Below are 24,876 nucleotides of genomic sequence, written 5' to 3'. Positions count from 1 at the left end.
TTTTATTGACGAATTAATAGTAAAAAAAAGCCTAGGCTCTATGCTAAGATGGCAATATATTCAGTGCATATGTCTGAACGTTTTTAAGTTTTATCTAAAGCGGGACAGCATATCTCAAGCAATTAAGGTTATCAGATGGTAGATATTCAACAAGATTCGGCAACTCCTGAAGACAATGTCATTTTGTGTATGAAATGGGGAACCAAATATGGTGCCGAGTACGTTAACCGTCTCTATAACATGGTCAAACGTCATCTGACTTTGCCATTTAAAATGGTCTGTTTGACTGACCGTACTGAAGGGATTGATCCTAATATTCAATGTTTTCCGATTCCATCACTGGATCTGCCTGCGGGTAGCCCTGAACGGGGCTGGAACAAGCTTTCGACCTTTGAACCTGATTTATATGGTTTAAAAGGCAATGCGCTGTTTATCGATCTGGACGTGGTGATTGTTGATAATATTGATTGCTTCTTTCAGGCCGAAGGTGAGTTTTTGGTGATTCATGACTGGAAACGTCCATGGCGGATTACTGGCAATAGTTCAGTATATCGTTTTAAACTGGGAGCTTTCCCTGATGTTCTGCCATATTTCCGCGAGAACTTTAATGAAATCCGCGAGAAGTTCCGTAACGAGCAGGAATATCTGTCTTGGTTTATGCACAAAGAAGGCAAGCTCAGCTATTGGGATAAAGACTGGTGTAAGAGTTATAAATACCATTGTTTAAGAAAAGTTCCTTTTGCTTACTTCCAGCCGCCCGTTAAGCCTAAAGGCGCAAAAATTATTATTTTCCATGGTGAGATCAATCCACCTGATGCGATCAGCGGTGGAGGTGGTAAATGGTATCGTTATGTCTTGCCATCTGACTGGATCAAAGAATCTTGGCAGTAAGCTAAGTGGGTGTCTTGCTAAACTTAGCGATGACAGCAATAAAAAAAATCAGGCGCTTAGCCTGATTTTTTGCATTTAGGGTGCTTACTTAAATGTTGTGATACTGACGATACCAATCCACAAAGTTTTTCACGCCGTCCACAACCGAAGTTGCTGGCTTATAGTTGACATAGTCTTCCAGTGCCGAACTATCAGCAAAGGTATCAGGGACATCACCAGGTTGAAGCGGAAGCAGGTCTAAAATCGCTTCTTTACCAGCAGCTTTTTCAATCGCCTGAATATATTCAATCAATTTCACTGTGCGATTGTTGCCAATGTTGAAAATTCTAAATGGTGCATTGCTGGTCGCAGGGTTTGGATGATTGCTGTCCCAGTTTTCATCCGGTATCGCAATCTTGTCGCTGGTACGGATAATTCCTTCCACAATATCGTCGATATAGGTGAAATCACGGGTATGGTTGCCATGATTAAACACTGGAATTGGTTTACCTTCAAAAATATGCTTGGTGAACTTAAAGAGTGCCATATCTGGACGTGTCCACGGCCCGTATACCGTAAAGAAACGTAGACCTGTCGTTGGAAGTTTAAATAAATGGCTGTAGCTATGCGCCATCAATTCATTGGCACGTTTAGTCGCTGCATAGAATTGTAGAGGGTGGTCAACGCCATGCTGTTCGCTAAATGGCATGGTAGTATTAGCCCCATACACGCTACTGGTGCTTGCATAGGTCAGGTGAGGTGTTTCTGCGTAGCGACATGCTTCCAAGATATTGGTAAAGGCAATCAGGTTGCTTTCCACATAGCTATGCGGATTCTCAAGCGAGTAACGCACGCCTGCTTGTGCGGCTAAATGGATAACACGATCAAAAGCATGTTCTTTAAAACACTGGTCAACCACTGCTTTATTGGCCAGGTTTTCTCTGATCAGTGTGAAGTTGCCTGTCTCACTCTTTTCGGCCACTTGTTGTAATTGTTTGACACGAGCTTCTTTAAGGCTTGGATCATAATAATCATTAAAATTATCAAAACCGACTACATCATCACCGCGTTCAAGCAGTTTTTGTGCAACACTAAAGCCGATGAATCCAGCAGCGCCTGTGACTAGAACTTTCATTCATCGCCTCCAAAAATATCTCGTGTATAAACTTTATCTTGTACATCTAGCAATTCATTGGAGAGGCGATTGGCAATAATCACATCACATGATTGCTTGAATTCATTTAGATCCTGCGTAACTTTCGATTTAAAGAAGCTATCTTCGTGAAAGGTTGGCTCGTAAATAATGATTTCAATACCTTTGGCTTTTAGGCGTTTCATCACGCCTTGAATTGCTGAGGCGCGGTAATTGTCAGAACCGCTTTTCATCACCAGACGATAAATACCGACGGTACTTGGATTCCTTGCGATAATTGAATCGGCAATAAAATCTTTACGGGTACGGTTGGCATCGACAATTGCTTTAATCAGGTTACTTGGAACATTGTTATAGTTTGCGAGCAACTGCTTGGTGTCTTTTGGCAGGCAATAGCCGCCATAGCCAAACGATGGATTGTTATAATGACTGCCAATACGTGGATCTAGACAGACCCCGTCAATCACTTGCTTGGTGTCTAAACCGAAACTTTGCGCGTAGGTGTCCAGTTCATTGAAGAAAGCAACACGCATGGCAAGATAGGTATTGGCGAACAGCTTAATCGCTTCAGCTTCGGTTGAATGGGTCAAAAGTACAAGAATATCCTGTTTGATTGCACCCTCTACCAGTAAGTCTGCAAATTGCTGGGCACGTTCAGATTGCTCTCCAACAATGATGCGGGATGGGTAGAGGTTATCGTGCAGTGCTTTGCCTTCACGTAAAAACTCAGGCGAAAAAATAATATTTTCAGTCTGGTATTTGTTTTTGACGTGCTCGGTAAAACCCACAGGAACGGTTGATTTAACAATCATGGTCGCGGCAGGATTAATCGCGAGCACATCCTGAATCACACTTTCAACACTTTGTGTATTAAAGTAATTGGTCTGTGGATCGTAATCGGTAGGTGTTGCAATAATAATAAAATCAGCATTTTGAAAAGCGTGTTGCTTGTCGGTTGTCGCTTTAAAATTTAAGTTTTTTTCTTTTAAAAATAGCGAAATATCATGATCTTGAATCGGTGATACTTTATTGTTTAGTAGTTCTACCTTGCTTTCTAAGATATCAAGTGCAATGGTCTCATGGTGTTGTGCAAATAGCATCGCATTTGACAACCCCACATATCCAGTTCCAGCAATAGCTATTTTCATAAGTACCTAACAGATTCGAAATACATGATGGACGGTTAATAGGATAGCCAGAGTGAGCCGAGTTTTAAATCCCATTCTACTGGTGTGATCACCATTCGTCCTGCATTTGGGGTGAGCGTAATTTCACTGAAGTAAACGTGATCCTGAGATAATAAGAAATCTACTCGACTATAACCATACGCAAAACAGAGTTTTTCTGACAATTCGATAATATTTTTCAATTGTGGTGGCTTGGCTAAAGCATCAGGTGAGTTATCTTTCAGGTCGACACGAAATGGCTGTAAGTTCCATTCAGTATCATACATGTTTGAATAGTCATTACCTTGGGTATCTTGTACATCAATTTCCAGATATTCTGGACGCCCTTCAAAACAGTGAACACGACAGGTGGTAATGACTGACTGGGTTGCTGGATCGACATATAAATCAACATATTGTTCAATCAGAATTTTGGGGCAAATGTCTTTGTAGTGCCACTCGCGTTTTCTGAAATACATGTTCTTTTTCAAGTGATCCTTGATTTTAGCCTTGACCATGCTGACATCAAGTTTGCTTTTATCACGGCAAATCTTGGCACTACCACTGTCATGGGTACATTTCAGCACAAACTGGTTAGGTAGCTGCTCAAAATCGATTTCATCAGCACAGCCATAGACGCCAACCAGAGGAACCAAATAGTCATTTCCGACTTTTGCTGAAATTAAATCTCTGACGGCACATTTATCCGCCAGTTTAGTCAATAACGGACTTCTTTCGTAGATCATGCGCGCCGTGACTTTTTCATTAAAGCTTTTAGGCGCGCCAAAGTCGGGTGTATAGCCCAACTTACACATAAAACGTTTGGTGAGATACTTTTTATCTGAGACAAATTTAGTTCTAATTACTTTTGCTTGATATTCAAAATAGTCATAGTTAATCATTTTAAAAAAAGGTTTAATCCCATAAAAGTAGTCGATAATTATAGTAAAAATGCTTAAATTCGTCTAATTAAAATGTAATATATTTTTTTACTAACTGATTCCAAAAGGTTTGATTTTGTTAAAGATTGTGAGTTTTAAGCTGATGTTCATGTACAGGAAAAATACGATAAGAAGATAGATGGCATGCTTCATCTAAGACAATAAAATACTGAATAAATATAATATATTGATTTATATGAAATGATTGACTTGTTCGCTCTGGAAGCTATTACGAAAAGAGGCTGACGGTAAACAGATCAGTGGTGTTATCATAGGTCATTAGATTAAACATCTTTAGCCGTATTTTCGGGCTTTCTAATTGTTTAAGAGTGAATTGATGAGTGAAATGATGCAACCGGTTGATGTGGTGATTGCCTGGGTAGACGGTAATGATCCAAAGTTAAAGCAAAAACGCCTCCAGTATCAGGGTAAAAAACAAGCTTCTGATGCAGTGAGTGATACCCGCTTTGCCAGTAACCATGAAATTTATTATAACGTTGCATCGATTTTAAAGTATGTTCCATTTTGCCGTCATATTTACATTGTGACGGATGCCCAGCAACCGCAATGGATTGATGACTTTGTAACCGATGGCATTTGTGAAGCAGGTAAGATTCGTATTGTTGACCATCGTGAAATTTTTGCTGGTTATGAACAGTATCTTCCGACCTTTAATACCCGTTCCATTGAAACCATGTTATGGAATATTCAGGGCTTATCGGATTACTTTTTCTATTTAAATGATGACTTTTTCTTTAATGCGCCTGCGCAACTAGAAGATATTGTTATCGATCAGAAAATGGTGATTTACGGACATTGGCAAAGTAGTTTTGTGCTTAAGGCCAAGCTCTGGTATCGCCAATTATTAAACCAGTATTTTGCCAAGCCGATTCAACCCAAACATATGATTGCGCAAATGTTAGGGGCCGATAGACTTGGATTTAAAAAGTTTTTTGAAATTCACCATTATCCACATGCAGTAGATCGTAAAATACTCCAAGACTATTTGCTTACTCATCCTGAGTTTCTGGAAAAACAGATTCAGTATAAATTCCGCAGTGTAGAGCAAATTAACCCGATTTCATTGATGAATCACTTAAAAATTAAGTCTAATGAGGCGGTGTTAAAACCTGATCTTGAAATTGCTTATTTGAAAAATGAAGGCAGTTTAAACAGTTTCTTGCAAAGCTTGGGTAATGAACAGATTAAATATGGTTGTATGCAAAGTCTGGATCAGTTGAGTGATACAGCCGCCCAGCAGATTTATCATGCTTTAAATCAGAAATTGGCGGGCTACTTACCACACGTTTTATTGGCTCAAACGGCCGAAGGATAAATAATGAAAGTCGTAACTTATCTGATTAATCTGGATGGTAGTGATCAACGTCTGGCGAGTGCAACAGCACAGTTACAGCAACAAGATTGGCCATTTATTCGTTTTTCTGCCTACGATGGTCGTGGCAAAGCGCTCTCTGAGTTTAAACAATATGATGATGCCGAGGCGCAACGGATTTTGGGCCGTAGCTTGATCAACTCAGAGCTGGGTTGCTATTTGAGCCATTATGGGTGTGTTGAAAAATTCCTTGAAACAGACGCCGATTATCTGGTGGTTTTGGAGGATGATATACATGTTCTACCGAACTTTAAAAATAATCTGCAATCACTTCTCAATTATCTAGATCAGCATAAAGCGCTGGACTGGTATGTCGTGAATCTGGCGGCGAAAAAGAAGAAACTTGCCAAGGATATTGTTCAGATGGAGCATTATAACTTGTGGCATGCTTACTATTTCCCGATCCGTGGTGTGGGACTGGTCTGGTCAAGAAAAGGCGCTGAGGAGTTTGTCAGACTCGGGAAAGAGATTCATGTTCCTGTTGATATCTTCTTCCAAGGCTGGCTCAGTAAAAATGGGAAAGGACTCGGAGTCTGGCAGCCGTTCGTGAAACCTGCTGGTCTGGACAGTGATATTTTGGGCACGGTTGCAACACAGGGAATCCAGCGTAAAGATCTGGAAAAACGTGATGCCTCTCATGGCTTAAAAAAACAGAAACGTATGTGGCGTGATCGTTTTTACGCATTCAAGCATCTTTACTTTTAATTAACATTGTCGGGGCAAATCACTTCAGCGCAAAGATGAACTGAAGTGATTTAAAAATATGGCTGAGTGACCTGTATGAAAATATTTAAAAAAATATTCTATCTCTTGAAGTTCTATACGATGTATTCGAATAAAAAGAGAGGGGTGAATGAAGCCATAGACAATGAAGCTGATCTGATTGTGCTTAATCCAACAAGTGTTGATGCGATCATCCCAAAGAAAATCTGGATGTATTGGGAAGGGCCACTGGCTGGATTTGTGGAAAAATGTGTTGAACAGGTTAAAAAGACCAATCCTGATTATGAGGTTCATTTTCTCACACCAGATACAGTGAAAAGCTTTTGTGATATTGATTTTGGTCGCTTCCCCAAGGCAACACCACAACAAAAGGCCGATTTACTCCGTTTTGAATTGATTTATCAATATGGTGGTATTTGGTTAGATGCCAGTACGATTGTATATGAGTCTTTAGACTGGATTCAGGATCTGGTTAAAAAGACCCAGACCAATAGTTTTGCTTATTATCGTGCCAAGAACACGACCATCAAAACTTCTCCTGTTTTAGAAAACTGGTTGTTGGCAAGTGCTGCAAAAAATCCATTTTTTAAGTACTGGTTTGATGAACTGGTTACGGCGATTGAATTAACGCCCAAAGCTTATCTGCAAAAACTCAAAGAAACAGAGCCTGATTATCAGGACTTGATTCAGCATATTGGCCGGCTGGAATATCTGGTGGCGTATGTTGCCTGTCAGAAAGTGATGCGTAATCATTTACCAAGTATGTGCTTAATTAACTGCGATAAGAATGCGCTGTATTTTCAGGTCAAGCACCAATGGGTCAAAGAAAAAGTACTTATTGATATGGCAATTCACTATCCACCTGCTGAAATGCCAAAACTGATCAAGCTTGCAGGAAAGGAAAGAAAAACCCTCAGTCATTATTATGAAAAAGGGATGTATCTGGAAGGTTCATTACTCGATATCTAAAACAAGATCTGTCACAGTTTAAAGCAAGTTTTTTGGATCAATCTTCTCAAAGGCATGTACGGCGCTGGTTTGAGATAGATTAAAAACTTTAATCTCTTTTTCTTGAAACAGCGTTGCAGCAACATCGAAGGCTTGAAATACCTCGTTAACATGGCGGTTTAAGGTGGTGGGTTGTTGTCGTTCACTACTTTCGTAAAAACGCGGCTGTGTGAAATTGTTCATATCCAAACCAGCAATATAAATTTCTTTATAACTTAGGGTGTAGATCACCTGAAGAGCCACATACGCTACCGTAAAGTAGTCGAAGGTTCCTTTGAAAATATCTTGTGAAAATCCAAAACCATTCTGAATAAAAAAATCTTTTTCATTTTGATCGAAATGCTTTGCGCGATCTAAAAAAACTTCAGTGACATTATCTGTAATGGTTTCAATCGTCTTGATCTGACAGCGAATATCTTCTATCGGAACTTGTCTGAGAATTATATCTAGACAACGTGGTGTCGTGAAAAATGTACATTCTGTATTCAGGACTTTCTGAACAAGATCAAAGCGACAGCCAACAAAGTTATGATCGATAATGATATAGCTGGAAAATTTGATTGAATCAAATGCGATTGCGCCGTTGACCCCAATATAATCTATGTCAGTACGATGCAAAATTTCGCGATCTAGTTGCTGAATAGACGGGCCAGCCGCCACTAGCATGCATTTCTTATGATTAATCTGCTGTGGTGCAAGATTGTCAGAAACTAATTGTTTTTTATAATAAATCTGTTCAATACGATGGTATTGATCTCTTGTTACGCTATAAAGAGGCCAGTAACGGCGGTTATGCTTTGCCGCTTTAGGAAAGAAAATTTTATAAATTAATTTATAAATACTTCTGGAAATAGAACCTGAGAAGAAGTGGATCATTTAAAAAAACCATTTATAAAATATCATCAGGAAGAATGGAACTAGATGCCCGTGGGAGACGACCTAGTTCCATTTATATTAGTCGTCTAAAGAAAAACTTTTCTTTTTAAACTTGGCTTTTAAATTATGTAGAGAACGGGCAAACCAGTTTTTATCTTCAGGACGTGTCACTTTGTTTCCACGATAATGAATTTGAGTGGCTTTAGAAAAATCACCAAATGGTTCAATCTGATAATTTTCTGGACGATAGCCCGCTGCTAATGCTTCTTCATAATATTGATCAAAGAGCTGTGTCAGATCACTTCTCGGATGAGGCATGATTTTACCGTCGAACCAGTGTTTTTGACCTGAAGCTTCTAAGCGTGGTAAAGAATATTTATGACTGAACTGAGTTCCCATATCTGAATAGTGAAGAATTTTGATCTGTTCAATCGCTAATTCTTCTCCATCAATATTATTGTACGAATCTTGATAAGGCTGAACCAGTTTCGGTTTATCTTTTAGCAAACGCATCAATTTTTTGTGGCTTTCTGGATCTGCTTGTATTTCTTTTAATGGCGGTAAATACGCTTTCGCCTTTTCGCAGTCCCAGACACAGGTACATAGTCGGGCAGCGTTCTTACCACCTTTGGCAATCACCATGGCATCGTCTTTTTTAGGATGTGCCCATAACTCTGCGATATCGCATAACACAACCACATCCGCATCCATATAAATGGCACGGCCCTGAAAATTACATGACTCTGGAATTGCCCATCTAAAACCTGAAAAAGGAGTCGCCCAATGCTCAGTATGCCAGCCTTCACCCGTCTGTTGATTGGTATACCATGGACTATTTGGGTCGTGGCTGAGTTGCATCCATATGATTTCAACGGGATGTTTGGTATGCTTGCGGACACTATAGTCCAGTACCATCATTTGTTCTAGATCACAGTTATTGGGATCGCAACCGACAAAAATTTTAATTGTGGAGTTAGACATTCCTAGCTTCCATCTTTAAGGCTGTATTCATAATTATAGTCTAAAAAGAGTGGCGATTTTTGAAATATTTCTCTGGTCGTGATGAGTTTGTAAAGTGTTTATGTGAGGCAATGTAGTGATAACAAATACATTTATTGAAAAAACCAAAAAAAAGATTGCCAGAGCTGAAGTCGTTTCTTTTGATATATTTGATACTTTGTTATTACGTCCATATCTCTCTCCTCGTGATTTATTCTTACACATTGAGATTGATCAATGCCTAGAGGGGTTTGCATTTGCCCGAAGAGAGGCAGAACTGAATGCCCGAAAGAAAAATCCTGATAAACAGGAGATTTGTTATGATGATATTTATAGTGAAATTGAAACACGTTTTGCAAGCGCCAAAGAAATTGAATTAAATTGGGAGCTTATGGTTCTTCAATCGAATCCTGAGATGAAAATACTTTGGGATTATGCGCTTGAGTTAAACAAAAAAGTGATTGTCATTTCAGACATGTATCACTCATATGAAGACCTTAGTCAATTACTCATTAAAAATGAATTTCATGCTTTTGAGCATCTCTATGTGTCTAGCTGCTATGGCAAAACTAAGAAAAAAGGGACCTTATTTGAACAGGTCTTTCAGGATCTACAGGTGAAGCCACAGGATATTGTACATATTGGGGACAATAAAAAGGGTGATTTTAGAACGCCAGCAAAATTAGGTATTCAGGCAATTTTATATAAACAGGTTGCACATCAGTTTTTAGCTGTAAATGAGCGAGCAAGACGATTTACTGAACAGAATGTCCCTAGTCTAGGCAAAAGTATTCTGGTGGCCATGTTGGCAATGAGATGGCATAAGCAAACTTTGCAGCAAGACAGTAGTCAATATTGGGACGACATTGGTTATGCCTATGCAGCCCCTCTGGCTTATGGTTATACCAAATGGATTGAAACAACAGCTCAGCAGAAACAACTCGACCATCTTCTTTTTGTTGCTCGAGATGGATTTTTACTACAAAAAGCTTTTGAACATTTCCATTGTGGTGAGATAAAGACAAGTTATGTTTATGCACCACGGTTACTGAATCTGGTTTATCGATTGGATTATGACAAGCGTAATATTGAGCATGCCCAACCAATTGTTGATTTCTATAGCCAGAAATATGCAGATATTCGGGAGTTAAGAGATGCAAACTCTCTGATCAAAGCAAATGATTATCACGAATTTATTCAAGCGCATAAGCATACATTTGAGCATTATGCCAAAGAAATGTATGCAGATTATCATGTCTATATTGATGCAATCGTGAATAAACAGGAAAGCGTTGGTCTGATAGATAGTAAGACTGTCGCATTTACTTCACAAAAAATGTTGGAAGATGTTTTACAGCGACCAGTTCAAGGCTTCTATTGGTCAACGTTTTTACCTTATCGAACCAAGAAATATGCATTTGAGACGTTTATACCGAATAATTTAAATATACTCGATCCGAATGTGTTCACTAAAAACTGGAAATTTGTGGAGCTACTTTTAAGTGCGCCTGAGTTTTCAATTCAGGGTGTTACACGAGAAGGCCAAGCAATCTATAAAGATAATTCAGGTACAGATGAGCGAATCATTAAAGATAATTATGCTCAGATTGTGCAAGGCGCTGATGTGTTCTTTGCTGATGTAAAAGCTATGTTTGGGCAAACACCTATTTATCTTGAAGGGCAAGAGCTTGTTTCCTGGGTGAATATTTTTTGTGATCACCCCAATAGTCATGACATCAAGGAAATGGCGGAGATCAAATTGGCTGTCGATGTATCACATCGTCGTAGTGTGCCTTTATTTGCGATGAAGACTTCATGGCTAGATTTTTTAAAAAAACCGAAAGCCACTCTAAATCTGTTAAAAACTATAATGTGGAGAACACCTCTACAATCACTTATTTTACATATGCTTAAGCCAATAAAAATAAAAAGGAAACAGACCAAGCAAATAAAAATCAACTTTTTCCCATATCTTAAAGTTCGATATTTCTTATGGACCTTATCACTGTTTAATCGGTTTTCTTTTCAATTGAGCTTAGGTGATCATAAAAAGCATAGTACTTAGGCTTGGGCTTTGTTAAGCCTGCTTCAGTTGCTTTTATGGCTCAAATTAGAGAAAGAAGCTTTAGTTTTAATGCGTATTTTTGTTTAGAAAAGGACGTGTTGAGTAATCTTGGTATTAGAAATTAATATTTAATGTTTTTAAGTGGTTGAATTTAATTAAATTAAGCGTAACTCTTGTTTGTGAAGAATGTACTTTAAAGCTAAAAAACTATTTTTTATCCAGTATTTATGAGATTCCCTCTCATCTCGATTGATGTGTATCTGAAATAATGTACATCATAATCAAAAACAAGTATTCTTAGCGCCTACAGGCATGTGGCCTAATTTGTATGAATTATTACTATCCCGATATGAAAAAGTTTGTTGTAAGTCTCTCAAGCGCAATCGAGCGTCGTAAGCATATTTCAGCTCAATTTGAGAGACAGGGCATAGAATTTAGCTTTTTCGATGCTGTAACACCTGATATTGCAGCTTCGGATGCGCAAGCAATGAAACTCAGTGTGCATGAAAATCATATTGCTCGGGGAGAGCTTGCCTGTTTTATGAGCCATGTCCATTTATGGAAAAAAATTGTTGAGGAAGATATTCCTTACATGGCTATTTTTGAAGATGATATTCATTTGGGTGAAAAAGCAGATTTCTTTCTAAATCAATCGGATTGGATTGAGAAAGATTGGCATTTGGTCAAATTAGAAGCATTTACGCCCAAAGTAATACTTGGCCCTAAGCAGAAGCAATTTCCTCAGGAAGGGCGTGAGATCTATAAATTAACAGGTAAAAACTTAGGTACGGCAGGTTATATCCTTTCATTTGATGGGGCAAAATTTCTATTAAATGAAATTAAGAAAATGGATTATATTATTCCATTAGATAATTTTATGTTCGAATATGCTGTTAAAAATCATAATTTTATGATGTATCAAATGCAACCGGCATTATGCATTCAAGATACCATCTTGCATTATCGTTCTACCAGTATTCAACTGAAAAGCCAGTTGACCTCTGAAAGAAAGAAAAGAATGCACGCCAACAAGGCCAACGGTTTACAAAAAATTCTGGTCGAATTATCTCGAATTACGACACAATTGAAAATTACTCTGTTTGCTCGTCGAGTGACTTTCAAGTGAAAAATTTTGTTATTAGCTTAAAATCGGCTTCTGATCGTAGAAAGCATATTGAAGAACAGTTTGGGGATAAGGGAATTGCATTTGATTTTTTTGATGCGATTGAACCTCCTCAGGTTGATCTTCAAGCTGAAAAAATTGGACTGATTCTTCGTCAGGGTGATCTCAGCCGAAATGAATTGGCGTGCCTATTGAGCCATGTTTCTTTATGGCAAAAAGTTATTGATGAAAAAATTCCTGCGATCGCAATTTTTGAAGATGATGTACATTTGAGCCATGATGCAGAGCTGTTCCTAACAGATTCAAGCTGGTTGCAGTGTGATATTGTCAAGCTGGAAAAATCATATAAAAGTGTGATTCTAGACTTGGAAAAAATACAAGTTTTCAAGGATAAAGAGTTCATTTTGAGGAAGTTAAAAAAACCTCATTTAGGTGCTGCTGGCTATATCTTGTCGTATCAAGGGGCGGTGGCGCTTCTAGATTATATGAAAAGCCAGAATGAACTTGATCATGTTGATCAAATTGTTTTCCGAAAATATATTCATGAAGGAGAGCTTGGAATCTATCAATTGAATCCAGCTTTATGTATTCAGGACTATATTCTAAATCCTGAAGAACAAAAATTTAAAACCAGTCTGCAATGGCGTAATAAAGAAAAAATTAAGGTCAAAGGATTGAAGAAGTTATTGCGCGAATTGAACCGCTTTTTAACTCAGTTGAAAGAGTCTCCTTATAAAACCAAGCTAAAATTCATGAAGCGTAATAAGCAGTAAATTAGCGTTATATTGGTTTAATCAGGGCTTATTTTTGATTTCGCATAGTGCGAATATTTCCTTGTAGTTCATTTTATACTGTTTAGTTGTATAATCCTGATTTTTATTCTCAAGCATGATGGTTGTCTAAGTGAGTATTTTTGTCATTAGTTTGGATTCTGCAGTTGAGAGAAGACAACATATTGAAGCGGAATTTAAAAAATATTTAGTTGATTTCAACTTTTATGATGCAATCACCCCAGTTACATCTGACGAAGCTGCAAAAAGTGTCGGGATTGATTTAAGTCGACGTGGTGACTTAACAAAAGGGGAGGTTGCCTGTTTGTTAAGTCATGTCATGCTCTGGAAAAAGATTGTTGATCTTGATCTGAAGTATATGGCTATTTTCGAAGATGATATTTATCTTGGTGAAAATATACAGAATTTTTTTAGTGACTTTTCATGGATACCTGAAGATGTCCATATCATTAAATTAGAAGCTTTCGATAAAAAAGTTGATATGGCTTTTTTCCCAAAATTATCAAAAGATGGTAGAAGCTTATATCACCTTAAGGCGATGCATTTAGGTGGAGCTGGTTATATTTTATCAAAAGCAGCAGCTGAACATTATCTTGCACTTATTGCGAATATGCCAAAATTGGTACCTGTAGATCACATCCTGTTTGGTTGTGATGTTAAATATGGGAGGTATGAAACTTATCAAATCACTCCAGCGATTTGTGCTCAAGATTTCTATGTTTATAATAAATATGATAATTTGCCAAGTCATTTGGAAGAAGACCGTTCAGTTCGTCATAGAGCAGAGAAGTTGGCCCGACTGCAACAAAAGAAGAAATTAAGTCTATCTCTAAAAGTTAAAAGAGAACTTTTCAGATTAGTTTCGCAAATCTTGAAGCTGACGAAGCTCTCTGCTTATCGAACGGTAAAGTTTAAATAATTAGATTTTTATGAATCTACGTGAGCTGTCTGTAATTCATTTATAGACAGTCTTATCACCACCCCTAAACCGTTTATAACCCCACATATATTCAGTAGGAAAGCGGTTGATCATCTGTTCAACTGCTTGATTGAGTGCAGTGGTCGCAACTTCAATATCTCGATCATAGAGTGCTGGATCATTCAGATCATCGCAATATACATCAAATCCTTCACCATCCTCACGACGGAAACAGCTTAATCCCACCAGACGACATTGGGTTTTTTGAGCCATTTTGCTGGCCAGTGTACTGGTCAGGCAGGGAATTCCGAAAAAAGGAACCACGACACCGCCAGACGGATCGGGAACATGGTCAGGCAGAATCACACTGAAACCACCTTGTTTTAGATTCTTAAATAGCGCTTTGACACCTGAAGCATCTGTCGGCACTAAAGTTGCGTTGAGGCGTTGACGTGCATGCAATGCAAAAGCATTGAAGTCTGAATCTTTCATGGGTTTATACATGATGGTCGGGATGCCATATTGATGTACCCATGCATTCATCATTTCCCATGTACCCAGATGTGGGGTAATGATCAGTGCACCACGAGGATCGCTCAGCGCATCGGTCAGGACTTCCAGATGATGCACAGTATGAATCTGTTGAATGCTCCATTCGGGTGGCATTGCCCAGCATTTTCCAGATTCGATATAACTGAGACATTGCTTGGTAACACTTTCTCGTGCAAGCCGTTCTTTCTGCTCTTGACTGAGTTCAGGATAAGCCAGTCCAAGATTGACTCTGGTTTTCCATAGCATACTTTTATTCGGGTTTTGATTGATAAAGTAAGCCGCCACTTTTGCGATACTGCGCAAAAATGGGAGGGGTAAAATACGGAGCAGAGTAGGGTAAAAAGACATTCTAATGGGGCTTATTTATCGGCGTTGCCTTTAAGCACCATATAAATCAGTGCAACAAAAATCAGTAAAGCGCCAACCAGACTACTTACGCAGAAATATAAAATACGTTGGTTGGTATCCATATTGAAAAGTTCATTTGCCAAGATGTAACGCATAAAGAACCATTGAGCAAGTGAAAATACAATGATGATAATTGTATGTCGACGTACATCAGGACGCATTGCCATAAGACTGACCTCTCAATAAAAAGCAGTCTATTATGCCATTAGCGGACATGATCTCAAAGCAAAACTAGGGATTATAAAAAACCCTGCACAGTGCAGGGTTTTTGTTGAAGCATAAACTCAAGGTTTATTTTTCTTCAGCTTTTGGCTTTTCGCGTAAACGAATACCCAAGTCACGCAATTGATTTGCTTCAACTGGCGCTGGTGCTTGAGTTAATGGACATTCAGCAGTCTTGGTTTTCGGGAATGCAATTACATCACGAATCGAAGATGCACCTGTCATGAGCATGATCAAACGGTCAAGACCGAATGCCAAACCACCGTGCGGAGGCGCGCCATAACGTAATGCATTGAGTAAGAAGCTGAATTTCTCTTCTGCTTCTTCTTCGCCAATACCTAAAGCTTCAAAGATTGCCTTTTGCATCTCTAAAGTATAGATACGAAGTGAACCGCCACCGATTTCAGTACCGTTCAATACCATGTCGTAGGCAACAGAAAGTGCTTCACCTGGATTGTTCTTCACTTCTTCAACGCTTGATTTTGGAAGTGTGAATGGGTGGTGAACAGAGGTCCATTTACCATCATCAGTTTCTTCAAACATTGGGAAATCAACAACCCAAAGTGGCGCCCACTCACAAGTTGCAAGGTTAAGATCATGACCGATTTTCACACGAAGTGCGCCCATCGCATCGTTTACAACTTTGGCTTTATCTGCACCAAAGAAAACGATGTCGCCATTCTCGGCACCAACACGTTTTAATAGATCAAGTACGATTGGCTCGATGAATTTAACGATTGGAGATTGAAGACCTTCGATACCTTTTTCAAGTTCGTTGACTTTAATGTAAGCCAAGCCTTTCGCACCGTAGATGCCTACGAATTTGGTGTATTCATCAATTGCACTACGCGGTAATGAACCAGCACCCGGTACGCGTAAAGCAACGATACGGCCTTTAGGATCTTTTGCAGGGCCTGCGAAAACTTTGAATTCAACGTCTTGCATCAAGTCTGCAACGTCAACAAGTTTCAATGGAATACGCATATCTGGTTTGTCAGATGCATAATCACGCATTGCGTCAGCGTAAGTCATACGTTCAAACTTATCGAATTTTACATTCAATAATTCGTTGAACATTTTAACTGTTAAGCCTTCCATTAAATCCATGATGTCATCGTCACTCATGAACGATGTTTCAACGTCGATTTGGGTAAATTCAGGCTGACGATCCGCACGTAAATCTTCGTCGCGGAAACATTTAGCAATTTGGTAATAACGATCGATACCACCAACCATCAACAACTGTTTGAACAACTGTGGTGATTGTGGAAGCGCATAGAAGCTACCATTTGAAACACGGCTTGGTACTAAATAGTCACGTGCACCTTCTGGCGTTGCGCGTGTCAAAATTGGTGTTTCAACGTCAAGGAAACCATGATCTTCAAAATAGTTACGGATCAAGTTGGTCACTTTAGAACGGAAACGTAAGCGCTCTAACATTTCTGGACGACGGATGTCCAAGAAACGGTATTTCAAACGAATTTCTTCTGAAATATTGGTATTTTCGTCATTCAACGGGAATGGCGGAGTATCAGAAGCTGCAAGAACTTCGATCTCTTTACCTAAAACTTCAATCTGGCCACTCACCATGTTGGCATTTTCAGTACCTTCATAGCGACGACGAACACGACCTGTAATTTTTAAAACAAATTCTGAACGTGCTTTATCTGCTGTTGCGAATGCTTCAGGGGTATCTGGATCGATAACAACCTGTACAAGACCATCACGGTCACGCATATCAAGGAAAATCACACCGCCATGGTCACGGCGACGATGAACCCATCCGCATAAAGTAACTGTTTGATCGATTTGGGCTTCAGTTAAAGAGCCACAGTAATGAGTGCGCATCATATTGAATTATTTATCCAAACTATATTGGCTGTAGAAGGTGAATGCGTAAACAGCGCAGCACCAATGAAGGGGAGATTATGCCTTGTTGAACGTATAGTCTCAAGTCTTAATGTTTTCAAGCGAATTTTAAACAGACGCTTTTTGTTAAAATGATTTCATACGGCCAGTCCGATCCAAAAACAAGAATAATAGACAAGCCATGGTAAAGACAGTTAAGCCAGCTTGTGTAAATTCATTAATCGATTTGCCAATAAAAAAATAGCGTTCAGTATTCCAAAGATCAGTATTGATATGACGGCTATAATCCCATACCGAGAAAAGCCCATATAAGATGGAAAGAATCATACTGATGAGTGCAAATCCCTTGAGTCGAGTGGGAACAGGATGATGATGTTTATGCGTCTTATAATAATCCCAGCACATTTTCATCAAAAAGGGCAGAGCAATAATTGAAGAGCCAATCTGTAAGACAAAATGTAATGGATAACTGAAGCCAAAAAATGAAACGTTATGGGCCAGAATTTCTTTAAAAGCAAATGTTCGAAAATCAAGATGGGTTAAGCCATCCCAGATTAAATGTGTGCTAATTCCAATAATAAGTGCAATGCAATTCAGAAAGCTGAAAGAAATAAAATCATCCAGTGACTTGATATTTAAAGGATCTTGAATCTCAAGACAACGATAAGTCACAGGACGATAGATTAAATACCACACTAAACAAAAGCATAGGCCCAATGGCAGGTTCGGAAATAAGATACCTGCCCATTGGTGTGTTAAAGGTGTATTTTCTTGCGTAAATAATCGATAAAGATCAGGTGTCATACAGCCAATTGCCAGTGCTGCAACAGGCAAATGACCCTGACTTAATTTGGATAAAGGCGGAGCGAGAACTGCATGGGAAAGTGTAAAAGGCATATCGTTGGAAAACGACCATTCATTGAATCATGGATAAGCAGTGTAGCAAATGTCCTTTGTTGCACTGTTTTTTATTGCAAATTAAATGAAATGTTATAATATAACAAAAAATAACGATCAACTGATTCGGGACACGGTATGTCATTTCCGCAAAATATTTTGACCTTATCCATTTTAGCTGTTGTATCTGTATCTACATTTGCAGCAGAAAATGAACAAGTTACTACCTTAGATACCATACGAATTAAAGCGCATCCGCTTGAGCAAACCTCAAAAGATTTTGCTGTTGCAGATACCGTTGTAGATGAAAAGCGTTTACAACAGGGGGCTGTCACCATTGGTGAGGCGCTAAGCAGCGAGCCTGGCATTTATTCAAATCAGTTTGGTGCTGGTTCTAGCCGTCCTGTCATTCGTGGACAAGATGGGCCGCGAGTTAAGGTGCTGCAAAACTCATCTGAAAACATTGATGTATCCACCTTGTCTCCTGACCATGCGGTAACAGTCGATCCTGCATTGGCAAAGCAGGTTGAAGTGATTCGTGGCCCATCAACTTTATTATTTGGTGCAGGAACGGTCGGTGGTTTAGTCAATGTCACCGATAGCAAGATTCCAACAGAAATGCCTGAAAAAGGTTACGAGGGTAATGTTGGCTTACGTTACAACACTGGAAGTGATGAAAAGCTGGCAACTGCGGGCGTAACCGTTGGTCTGGGTGATCAGGTTGCGTTACGTGTCGAGGGCTTAAAGCGTGAAGCCAATGATTATATCGCTCCAGATTATGTACATGAAGGAGAGCGAGAGCGCCGTGTAGACAATACCTTTGCCAAAGGTCAAACCGTGAATGTTGGTTTATCCTGGATTTATGATCGTGGCTTTACAGGCATTTCTTATAGCAATCGCCAAGATCAATATGGTTTGCCGGGGCATAGTCATGAATATGAAAGTTGCCATGCACATCTTTCTGGACGCCCTCATTTACATTGCGGAGAGCATGATCATGGCGACGGTGAAGATAATCATGGTCATGAGGATCACGACCATGAACATGGTACAGGGCCTTGGATTGACTTAAAATCTGAGCGCTATGATGTACGCACAGAACTGAATGATCCATTTGCAGGCTTTAAAAAGTTACGTGCTCAAGCGAGTTATACCGATTATAAACACGATGAAATTGAAGAAGATACCATCGCTACGCGCTTTAAAAACAAGGGCTATGATGGGCGTTTAGAATTGGTACATAATCCAATTGGCCCATGGGAAGGGGTGATTGGAACGCAATATGGTCAACAAAAACTGGAACTCACCGGTGAAGAAGCGTTCTTGGCACCAAATACCACCAAGAAGTGGAGCGTCTTTGGCTTAGAGCATGCACAATTTAATGATGTACATGTTGAACTGGCAGCACGTGCAGAAAAACAAAAAATTGATATTGATGACTCAAGCAAAAAAGATTTTGACGGTTCAGCCTTTTCTGTTTCAGGCGCTGCCAACTGGGAGTTTGCACCAGACTATAAACTTTCGTTAGTTGCCTCACATCAGGAGCGTTTACCTTTAGCGCAAGAGTTGTACGCCAATGGTGGACATTTCGCGACCAATACCTATGAGCTGGGTAATGATCGTTTAAGTAAAGAGAAGTCAAATAATGTTGAATTGGGCTTTCATTATGACAATGACAAATTTGACTACCATGTACATGTCTACCACAACTGGTTTGATGACTATATCTACGCTCAAACCTTAGACCGTTATAAAGATTTCCGTTTGGTGGAATATACGCAGGATCAGGCACGTTTCTATGGAGCTGAAGCAGAGGCGGGTTATCAGATCTCAGACATGTATAAAGTGGGTGTATTCGGTGATTATGTTCGTGGCAAGATCGATAATGAAAATGCCCCACGTGTTCCAGCAGGTCGTCTAGGAACCAAATTAAATGCGGACTTTGGCGATGGCTTTAGCGGTTCAGCTGAATACTACCACGTGTTCGAGCAAGACAAGATTGCAGCTTATGAAACCGATACCCAAAGCTATAACATGTTAAATCTGGGTGTGGCTTATTCAGGTAAATACAGCAATGTCGGTGATTATCGTGTTTATCTAAATGCCAATAACTTGCTGGATGATCAGGTTTATCAACATGCATCGTTCTTATCAACGATTCCACAAGTGGGCCGTAACTTTACCGTTGGGGTGAATTTTAACTTCTAATTTTTCACTTAAATCTTATTGAAAAATCAAAGTATAAGCTCTAGCCTTAGACCATTAGGCTAGGGCTTTTTTTGTTTATATGCGTATCTTCCAACGAATCCATCGAAAATTAAACTGGTCAGGTCGACGTTACATGGCAGTCATATTGAGTATTTTTGCGATTGGGTACATTGCTTCGGCAGTCTACCACACAGTAAAACCACTCCCGAAAGGGTTGGATTTTACTGGGCAGTTGCGTCATGCCAATGTGAAATTTTTAGCCGATCAGACCTATATCGATGCACAAGGTCAGCAACAGGTTGATCAGCATATTTTCAAGGAAGTCTTTCATTTAATTGATCAGGCCCAGTCCACGATTGTGCTGGATATGTTCCTGTTTAATCAGGAAGTGGGAAAGTCAAAGGTTAAGCAATTTCCTTTGATGCAAGAGTTGACAGATGCGTTGATCGTTAAGCGTCGTTTGCATCCAAATGTTGAAGTTGTGGTGATAACCGATCCGATTAATTCGGTTTATGGTGGAATGACACCGAAACATTATCTACAGTTGCGTCAAGCGGGTGTGGATGTGATCGAAACTGATTTAAAACCATTGCGCGCTTCTAATCCGCTTTGGTCAGGCTTTTGGTATATCTGTTGTCAGAACTTAGGTAATAATCCTGAAGGTGGCTGGTTAAGTAGCCCATTTGGTGATGAAAAAATTACCTTGCGTAGTTATCTTGAGTTATTCAACTTCAAGGCCAATCATCGTAAAACCTTGGTAGTTGATACTGAACAGGGCTGGAAAAGTTTGGTGACCTCTGCCAATCCGCATGATGGCAGTTCGCATCATAGTAATGTTGCACTGGTGGTGGATGGGCCAACCGCGATTGATGTCTTACAAACTGAGCAAGCCGTTGCCAATATGTCAAAGGGTTCTAGTCCTTTTGTGATTATGGGTGGGGTGAGCGAAGACAAAACCTTGCCGCAGGTGCAAGTACTGACTGAAAAAGCCATTTATGATGGCATCTTGAAGATGATTCAGACAGCCAAGAGTAAAGAGCATCTGGATATGGCGATGTTCTATTTGTCGGAACGCAATATTATTGAAGCACTGAAACAAGCGCAGCAACGTGGTGTCAACATCCGTATCATGATCGATCCGAATAAAGATGCATTTGGCCGTCAGAAGAATGGCATGCCGAATCGCCAAGTTGCATCAGAGCTCAATGCTGCTGGTATTCCAATTCGTTGGTGCGATACTCGTGGTGAACAGTGCCATAGCAAGATGTTGCTTAAATACAATGCACAGCAAGCTGAGATGATTCTGGGTTCTGCTAACTTAACGGCACGTAATCTGAAAAACTATAATCTTGAGACTGATATGCGTGTGATTGGTTCAGCACAAGCGCCAGTGTTTAAAGATGCCGGGCAATACTTTGATGCAGCATGGAGCAACGCCAATGCACGTCAAATCACAGTGGATTATGCAAAATATGCTGATGAGTCAAAAGTAAAATACTGGATCTATCGTTTTATGGAATGGACAGGGTTATCCACTTTTTAATTCAGCATAAATAGAGTTCTACACAATGGCGAAAATTAAACTCAATATCAGACAGGATGAGCAGATTGATTTAGATGTACATCAATTCAATCATTATGCAGATATTGTTGAAATTCAAAGTTGGGCAGAACTCTTGGAATGCTATCGCTCCCTTAAACAGGAGGTCTATCCTAAAAAGGTGTTTCTGGTTCTGGATGATAGGGCACAGGCAGAATACACCTCTATGCATGCTCAATTGGGTGATCAACTTTATTTCGACGATCGTCAATATTTTGAAGGAATCGAAGATCTTGGAAGTCGGGACAGTCTTCTGATTGAAAGTAATATTGTCACACCTTTGTTGTTTCAACATCATGTGCAACAGCTGAGCTGTCTAGATCACCAGCGGAGTTTTGAAAGCTTGGCTGGAAAAATGCAGCACTATGATGAAAGTGATCTAGAGGCGCTCGTTTACTTCAATCAACATCTATTGATCTCTACTCATACTGAAATCATGGTTAAAGTGGCTGTTGTTGAAACAGAAGCATTGAAGTTGGCGATGATGCCGAATGGCTATTTTTCTTGTGATTTTGATTCTTTTGAGAATTATGCGCTAATTCAGAAAATGCAGCATTATGGCTTCGAATTTATCGGGCTTGGAGCAGCGTTGTTAGGCTGGATCAAAACAGCAGATTTTAATGCAGAAAAAATTGAAGATTTAATTCAGGATCTTGCTTGCATTTATCCTTTAGATTCCTCTCATCAAAAGGCAATGAAAGACTTGATTTTAAAAAATAATTATCTGATTTTACCTTACTCTGAATCACCACAAGAATATTTGGGTTACGACTTATCGTGATTCAGAACGAGAGTTCAACAAGCTGAATTTGGAGGTTTACTTGGTATTCAGCTTATTGAAAGAAATATACGATCAATAAAAATTAAGGACTCGGTGGAATTAATTGATCCAGATCTTTATCCGCTAACTGATCCAGTTCACTTAAATCGGTTTTGATTTTCCACTGGCTGTCATCATCGACAGGGTTGGGTAAACGCGCTTCTAACCAGTCACAGACGATATCTGGGCTAAATTCAGGATGATTACACTGGATCACCCAAGCCAGAAAATCTTTGGCTTCACCGTTCATATAGGGCGGTGGTGATACGGGGAAAAATTGGGTGGGAAGACGCTCATTCGTCGATAAATAATTGAGGACATGTCCCAGTTCCTGAACTGTTTGCCATGCCAATGGATGTTCAACATCAATATTGAACTTAAACCACCATGCATGCTGACCATCTGCACCATGCGCCACGATACGGGATTCTTGTACGCTAGGAACTTTACAGAAAAATTGATAGAGACGATCAAAATTCATTTCAGCCACAGATGTTGCCTCAAAACCAAAAAATTGATTCTAACATATCTCGGAGAGGCCATATCGAACAGCTCTTTATCCACGGAATTAAACAGTTAGTCTGAAAAAATATTATTACAACAGTGGCGCTTATTTTTTATTCTAAAATAAAAGCATACTCTGATTTTGGGAGATCATGATGCAGCAATCTAAACTTTATATCTATGGCTTGGTCAGCCTACTCAGCGGTCTCCCTGTAATGAGCTATGCTGATAATGCATGGGGTGGATATAGTGGGGTAGAACGCCGTTCTTATCATCAGAATGCACCTGCCTATCAGCCGCCTGCGCAAGACCCATTTGCGTTCTCGAATCAGCGCGCGACACCCACTGCGCCACCGAAAGGCTATTATTATCAGCCGAATCAAAATAACTATTATCCTCATTCGAACCATCGCCCTGGCGTTCGGATTGAATATTATCCAGAGACTCAATATGACCGCAGCTATCGCCGTGAGTCCTTTGTGGTAGGAAATGAATTACCAGGTGAGTTCCGTAGCGAGCGTTATGTGGTGCGGGATTGGGATTATTATTCTTTGCGTGAACCGCCACGTGGTCGACATTGGGTAGTCGTCGATGGACGTTATCTTTTAGTGACCGATGATAACTTTACCATTGAGATTATTCGCTGATTTGACATCTGTTTTTAAATTTTGAATAGAGAGTATTCTCCACAATTTCTCGCTATTCATTACAAAGCTTTGCAATGTCGCGAGTTTTATTCATGCTTTCTCCTAGAGTTTTTCTTAATCTGATTTCAGATCGAAAAAACAGAGGATCACACAATGAAAAAGACCGTCGTTTTGCTTGTATCAACACTCATGCTCGGTGTATCTGCATCAGCAATGGCAGATTCAAACCGTTGGAATAATGATCATAAAGACCGTTATGATCAGCGCTATGATCGTTATGACCACCGACATGATCACCGTGAACAACCGCGCTGGTCAAATGGTGATCGCGGTAATCATTATGGTCAACGTATCAACTTCAAACGTGGTGAGCGTTTACCGTCAGAATTCCGTAGTAAGCGTTATATGGTATCCAATTATCGCTACCATCGCCTTTATCAGCCACCACGTGGCTATAACTGGATGCAGGTACAAGGCAAATATGTATTGGTTGATTCCAAATATCGTATCTTCCGAGTGGCATAATCCTCATATGAGAAAAGCAGGCAATCCGCCTGCTTTTTTATTTATGCCAATTCATCATCTTGCGGTCGAGGCGTTTTATTGGAAGGCAATTGTTGCTCCTGATCTTTGCCACGAATCACAGAAGGGTAGTTCCATGATGCAAAACGCACCACCAGAATCGCAATTGCCAAAATCAGGATCGAACCTGTGGTAATGACCAAATCCATTGACGCTTTATGATTATGCTGAATATCGGCAATCAGCAAACGAGTCAGGGCAGTAATCGCGACATAGATCAGAAAGCGCACTGGCATATGATTGGTCTTGAAATAAATCCCGACCATGGCACCCAGTTCCAGATAGATAAACAACAGCAAGATATCATCAATGGTGGCGTATTGTTTAACCGTCAGAATCTCAATCACGGTATGTACGGCTGACCATGCAATCATACAGCCGATAATAAACAGGGCTAAATAATGAAAGGCTTCAACTGCGTAGTGACCGAAGCGGTCAAGTAGACGAGGTAAGCCTTCAAGTTTATCTTTTGAATTCGACATGGCGGTTTATATGCTCAACATGATGATTGGAATGATATGCAAGTTTTATGCTGTTTTT

The 24,876-nt window shown here is 39.7% G+C and carries 24 protein-coding genes; 13 read left to right on the top strand and 11 right to left on the bottom strand.

Annotated features, from left to right (window positions below; translation table 11 throughout):
* The first annotated feature begins 135 nt into the window (after window positions 1-135).
* The gene (locus AWW72_RS00930; protein ID WP_004775535.1) at window positions 136-891 is read left to right on the top strand and encodes a hypothetical protein; all 756 of its coding nucleotides are present in this window, start codon (window positions 136-138) and stop codon (window positions 889-891) included.
* Between the two features lie 88 nt (window positions 892-979).
* Here AWW72_RS00930 and AWW72_RS00925 read toward each other — a convergent pair whose 3' ends face one another.
* Genes AWW72_RS00925 through AWW72_RS00915 form a run of 3 tightly spaced genes read right to left on the bottom strand, consistent with a single transcriptional unit; the run spans window position 980 to window position 4,091 of the window.
* Window positions 980-2,005 carry an NAD-dependent epimerase gene (locus AWW72_RS00925; protein ID WP_062846149.1) on the bottom strand — a complete coding sequence of 342 codons (1,026 nt, stop codon included), beginning with the start codon at window positions 2,003-2,005 and terminating at the stop codon, window positions 980-982.
* Window positions 2,002-3,171, bottom strand: a complete 1,170-nt coding sequence (locus tag AWW72_RS00920; protein WP_062846148.1) for a nucleotide sugar dehydrogenase — start codon at window positions 3,169-3,171, stop codon at window positions 2,002-2,004. The genes AWW72_RS00925 and AWW72_RS00920 overlap by 4 nt, the downstream gene beginning before the upstream one ends.
* A 35-nt stretch (window positions 3,172-3,206) precedes the next feature.
* Window positions 3,207-4,091, bottom strand: a complete 885-nt coding sequence (locus AWW72_RS00915; RefSeq protein WP_062846147.1) for an ATP-grasp fold amidoligase family protein — start codon at window positions 4,089-4,091, stop codon at window positions 3,207-3,209.
* Between the two features lie 376 nt (window positions 4,092-4,467).
* On the opposite strand from AWW72_RS00915, the gene AWW72_RS00910 reads away from it, so the two are divergent.
* The 3 genes from AWW72_RS00910 to AWW72_RS00900 all read left to right on the top strand — a co-directional run bounded on the left by AWW72_RS00910 (window position 4,468) and on the right by AWW72_RS00900 (window position 7,215).
* Window positions 4,468-5,466, top strand: a complete 999-nt coding sequence (locus AWW72_RS00910) for a stealth family protein (protein WP_062846146.1) — start codon at window positions 4,468-4,470, stop codon at window positions 5,464-5,466.
* A gap of 3 nt (window positions 5,467-5,469) precedes the next feature.
* Window positions 5,470-6,228 (top strand): glycosyltransferase family 25 protein, encoded by a 759-nt coding sequence (locus AWW72_RS00905; protein WP_062846145.1) that lies wholly within the window; start codon window positions 5,470-5,472, stop codon window positions 6,226-6,228.
* 75 nt (window positions 6,229-6,303) lie between these two features.
* Window positions 6,304-7,215 (top strand): glycosyltransferase family 32 protein, encoded by a 912-nt coding sequence (locus tag AWW72_RS00900; RefSeq protein ID WP_062846144.1) that lies wholly within the window; start codon window positions 6,304-6,306, stop codon window positions 7,213-7,215.
* An 18-nt stretch (window positions 7,216-7,233) separates the two neighbouring features.
* Here the strand turns inward: AWW72_RS00900 and AWW72_RS00895 are convergent, their stop codons facing one another.
* Together AWW72_RS00895 and AWW72_RS00890 are read right to left on the bottom strand one after the other, a co-directional pair.
* Window positions 7,234-8,130: a WaaZ-like lipopolysaccharide core biosynthesis protein gene (locus tag AWW72_RS00895; RefSeq protein WP_062846143.1), complete on the bottom strand. Its 897-nt coding sequence runs from the start codon at window positions 8,128-8,130 to the stop codon at window positions 7,234-7,236.
* Window positions 8,131-8,208: 78 nt separating this feature from the next.
* A complete protein-coding gene (locus AWW72_RS00890) occupies window positions 8,209-9,111 on the bottom strand; it encodes a hypothetical protein (protein ID WP_004775516.1) in 903 nt (300 codons plus the stop codon).
* Between the two features lie 115 nt (window positions 9,112-9,226).
* Here AWW72_RS00890 and AWW72_RS00885 point away from each other — a divergent pair, with 115 nt between their 5' ends.
* The 4 genes from AWW72_RS00885 to AWW72_RS00870 all read left to right on the top strand — a co-directional run bounded on the left by AWW72_RS00885 (window position 9,227) and on the right by AWW72_RS00870 (window position 14,027).
* The gene (locus tag AWW72_RS00885) at window positions 9,227-11,194 is read left to right on the top strand and encodes an HAD-IA family hydrolase (protein WP_062846142.1); all 1,968 of its coding nucleotides are present in this window, start codon (window positions 9,227-9,229) and stop codon (window positions 11,192-11,194) included.
* A gap of 328 nt (window positions 11,195-11,522) precedes the next feature.
* On the top strand, window positions 11,523-12,320 hold the full coding sequence (locus tag AWW72_RS00880) for a glycosyltransferase family 25 protein (RefSeq protein WP_081410352.1): 798 nt from the start codon (window positions 11,523-11,525) through the stop codon (window positions 12,318-12,320).
* Window positions 12,317-13,090: a glycosyltransferase family 25 protein gene (locus AWW72_RS00875; protein WP_062846141.1), complete on the top strand. Its 774-nt coding sequence runs from the start codon at window positions 12,317-12,319 to the stop codon at window positions 13,088-13,090. The genes AWW72_RS00880 and AWW72_RS00875 overlap by 4 nt, the downstream gene beginning before the upstream one ends.
* A gap of 130 nt (window positions 13,091-13,220) precedes the next feature.
* A complete protein-coding gene (locus AWW72_RS00870; protein ID WP_062846140.1) occupies window positions 13,221-14,027 on the top strand; it encodes a glycosyltransferase family 25 protein in 807 nt (268 codons plus the stop codon).
* A 36-nt stretch (window positions 14,028-14,063) separates the two neighbouring features.
* On the opposite strand, the gene AWW72_RS00865 is transcribed toward AWW72_RS00870, so the two are convergent.
* The 4 genes from AWW72_RS00865 to AWW72_RS00850 form a co-directional block, all read right to left on the bottom strand.
* Complete coding sequence (locus tag AWW72_RS00865) at window positions 14,064-14,927, bottom strand: lysophospholipid acyltransferase family protein (protein WP_062846139.1); 864 nt, start codon at window positions 14,925-14,927, stop codon at window positions 14,064-14,066.
* 11 nt (window positions 14,928-14,938) lie between these two features.
* The gene (locus tag AWW72_RS00860) at window positions 14,939-15,154 is read right to left on the bottom strand and encodes a hypothetical protein (RefSeq protein WP_005226863.1); all 216 of its coding nucleotides are present in this window, start codon (window positions 15,152-15,154) and stop codon (window positions 14,939-14,941) included.
* A gap of 124 nt (window positions 15,155-15,278) precedes the next feature.
* The gene (gene aspS, locus AWW72_RS00855) at window positions 15,279-17,060 is read right to left on the bottom strand and encodes an aspartate--tRNA ligase (protein WP_005226864.1); all 1,782 of its coding nucleotides are present in this window, start codon (window positions 17,058-17,060) and stop codon (window positions 15,279-15,281) included.
* Between the two features lie 144 nt (window positions 17,061-17,204).
* On the bottom strand, window positions 17,205-17,975 hold the full coding sequence (locus AWW72_RS00850; protein WP_062846138.1) for a DUF4184 family protein: 771 nt from the start codon (window positions 17,973-17,975) through the stop codon (window positions 17,205-17,207).
* Between the two features lie 138 nt (window positions 17,976-18,113).
* On the opposite strand from AWW72_RS00850, the gene znuD reads away from it, so the two are divergent.
* The 3 genes from znuD (at window position 18,114) to AWW72_RS00835 (ending at window position 22,564) form a co-directional block, all read left to right on the top strand.
* A complete protein-coding gene (gene znuD / locus AWW72_RS00845) occupies window positions 18,114-20,183 on the top strand; it encodes a zinc piracy TonB-dependent receptor ZnuD (protein WP_062846137.1) in 2,070 nt (689 codons plus the stop codon).
* A 79-nt stretch (window positions 20,184-20,262) separates the two neighbouring features.
* Window positions 20,263-21,726 carry a phospholipase D family protein gene (locus AWW72_RS00840; RefSeq protein ID WP_155858536.1) on the top strand — a complete coding sequence of 488 codons (1,464 nt, stop codon included), beginning with the start codon at window positions 20,263-20,265 and terminating at the stop codon, window positions 21,724-21,726.
* Between the two features lie 25 nt (window positions 21,727-21,751).
* Entirely contained in the window at window positions 21,752-22,564 is an 813-nt protein-coding gene (locus AWW72_RS00835; protein ID WP_062846135.1) for a hypothetical protein, read from the top strand.
* Window positions 22,565-22,646: 82 nt separating this feature from the next.
* On the opposite strand, the gene AWW72_RS00830 is transcribed toward AWW72_RS00835, so the two are convergent.
* Window positions 22,647-23,084, bottom strand: coding sequence for a hypothetical protein (locus tag AWW72_RS00830; RefSeq protein WP_032864114.1), 438 nt, complete (start codon window positions 23,082-23,084; stop codon window positions 22,647-22,649).
* A 178-nt stretch (window positions 23,085-23,262) separates the two neighbouring features.
* Here AWW72_RS00830 and AWW72_RS00825 point away from each other — a divergent pair, with 178 nt between their 5' ends.
* Both AWW72_RS00825 and AWW72_RS00820 read left to right on the top strand, forming a co-directional pair.
* Window positions 23,263-23,754 (top strand): RcnB family protein, encoded by a 492-nt coding sequence (locus tag AWW72_RS00825; RefSeq protein ID WP_062846134.1) that lies wholly within the window; start codon window positions 23,263-23,265, stop codon window positions 23,752-23,754.
* 153 nt (window positions 23,755-23,907) lie between these two features.
* Entirely contained in the window at window positions 23,908-24,279 is a 372-nt protein-coding gene (locus AWW72_RS00820; protein WP_062846133.1) for an RcnB family protein, read from the top strand.
* A 41-nt stretch (window positions 24,280-24,320) separates the two neighbouring features.
* On the opposite strand, the gene AWW72_RS00815 is transcribed toward AWW72_RS00820, so the two are convergent.
* Window positions 24,321-24,818 (bottom strand): phosphate-starvation-inducible protein PsiE, encoded by a 498-nt coding sequence (locus AWW72_RS00815; RefSeq protein WP_062846132.1) that lies wholly within the window; start codon window positions 24,816-24,818, stop codon window positions 24,321-24,323.
* Window positions 24,819-24,876: the final 58 nt, after the last annotated feature.

This window comes from Acinetobacter sp. NRRL B-65365, from assembly GCF_001605865.1.
GTDB lineage: Bacteria > Pseudomonadota > Gammaproteobacteria > Pseudomonadales > Moraxellaceae > Acinetobacter > Acinetobacter vivianii.
This window is presented reverse-complemented; position numbering and strand designations above follow the sequence as displayed.

Coding starts and splice junctions, on each gene's coding strand:
- AWW72_RS00930 (WP_004775535.1), top strand. CDS start 136: ATGGTAGATATTCAACAAGATTCGGCAACTCCTGAAGACAATGTCATT.
- AWW72_RS00925 (WP_062846149.1), bottom strand. CDS start 2,005: ATGAAAGTTCTAGTCACAGGCGCTGCTGGATTCATCGGCTTTAGTGTT.
- AWW72_RS00920 (WP_062846148.1), bottom strand. CDS start 3,171: ATGAAAATAGCTATTGCTGGAACTGGATATGTGGGGTTGTCAAATGCG.
- AWW72_RS00915 (WP_062846147.1), bottom strand. CDS start 4,091: ATGATTAACTATGACTATTTTGAATATCAAGCAAAAGTAATTAGAACT.
- AWW72_RS00910 (WP_062846146.1), top strand. CDS start 4,468: ATGAGTGAAATGATGCAACCGGTTGATGTGGTGATTGCCTGGGTAGAC.
- AWW72_RS00905 (WP_062846145.1), top strand. CDS start 5,470: ATGAAAGTCGTAACTTATCTGATTAATCTGGATGGTAGTGATCAACGT.
- AWW72_RS00900 (WP_062846144.1), top strand. CDS start 6,304: ATGAAAATATTTAAAAAAATATTCTATCTCTTGAAGTTCTATACGATG.
- AWW72_RS00895 (WP_062846143.1), bottom strand. CDS start 8,130: ATGATCCACTTCTTCTCAGGTTCTATTTCCAGAAGTATTTATAAATTA.
- AWW72_RS00890 (WP_004775516.1), bottom strand. CDS start 9,111: ATGTCTAACTCCACAATTAAAATTTTTGTCGGTTGCGATCCCAATAAC.
- AWW72_RS00880 (WP_081410352.1), top strand. CDS start 11,523: ATGAATTATTACTATCCCGATATGAAAAAGTTTGTTGTAAGTCTCTCA.
- AWW72_RS00865 (WP_062846139.1), bottom strand. CDS start 14,927: ATGTCTTTTTACCCTACTCTGCTCCGTATTTTACCCCTCCCATTTTTG.
- AWW72_RS00860 (WP_005226863.1), bottom strand. CDS start 15,154: ATGGCAATGCGTCCTGATGTACGTCGACATACAATTATCATCATTGTA.
- aspS (WP_005226864.1), bottom strand. CDS start 17,060: ATGATGCGCACTCATTACTGTGGCTCTTTAACTGAAGCCCAAATCGAT.
- AWW72_RS00850 (WP_062846138.1), bottom strand. CDS start 17,975: ATGCCTTTTACACTTTCCCATGCAGTTCTCGCTCCGCCTTTATCCAAA.
- znuD (WP_062846137.1), top strand. CDS start 18,114: ATGTCATTTCCGCAAAATATTTTGACCTTATCCATTTTAGCTGTTGTA.
- AWW72_RS00840 (WP_155858536.1), top strand. CDS start 20,263: ATGCGTATCTTCCAACGAATCCATCGAAAATTAAACTGGTCAGGTCGA.
- AWW72_RS00835 (WP_062846135.1), top strand. CDS start 21,752: ATGGCGAAAATTAAACTCAATATCAGACAGGATGAGCAGATTGATTTA.
- AWW72_RS00830 (WP_032864114.1), bottom strand. CDS start 23,084: ATGAATTTTGATCGTCTCTATCAATTTTTCTGTAAAGTTCCTAGCGTA.
- AWW72_RS00825 (WP_062846134.1), top strand. CDS start 23,263: ATGCAGCAATCTAAACTTTATATCTATGGCTTGGTCAGCCTACTCAGC.
- AWW72_RS00820 (WP_062846133.1), top strand. CDS start 23,908: ATGAAAAAGACCGTCGTTTTGCTTGTATCAACACTCATGCTCGGTGTA.
- AWW72_RS00815 (WP_062846132.1), bottom strand. CDS start 24,818: ATGTCGAATTCAAAAGATAAACTTGAAGGCTTACCTCGTCTACTTGAC.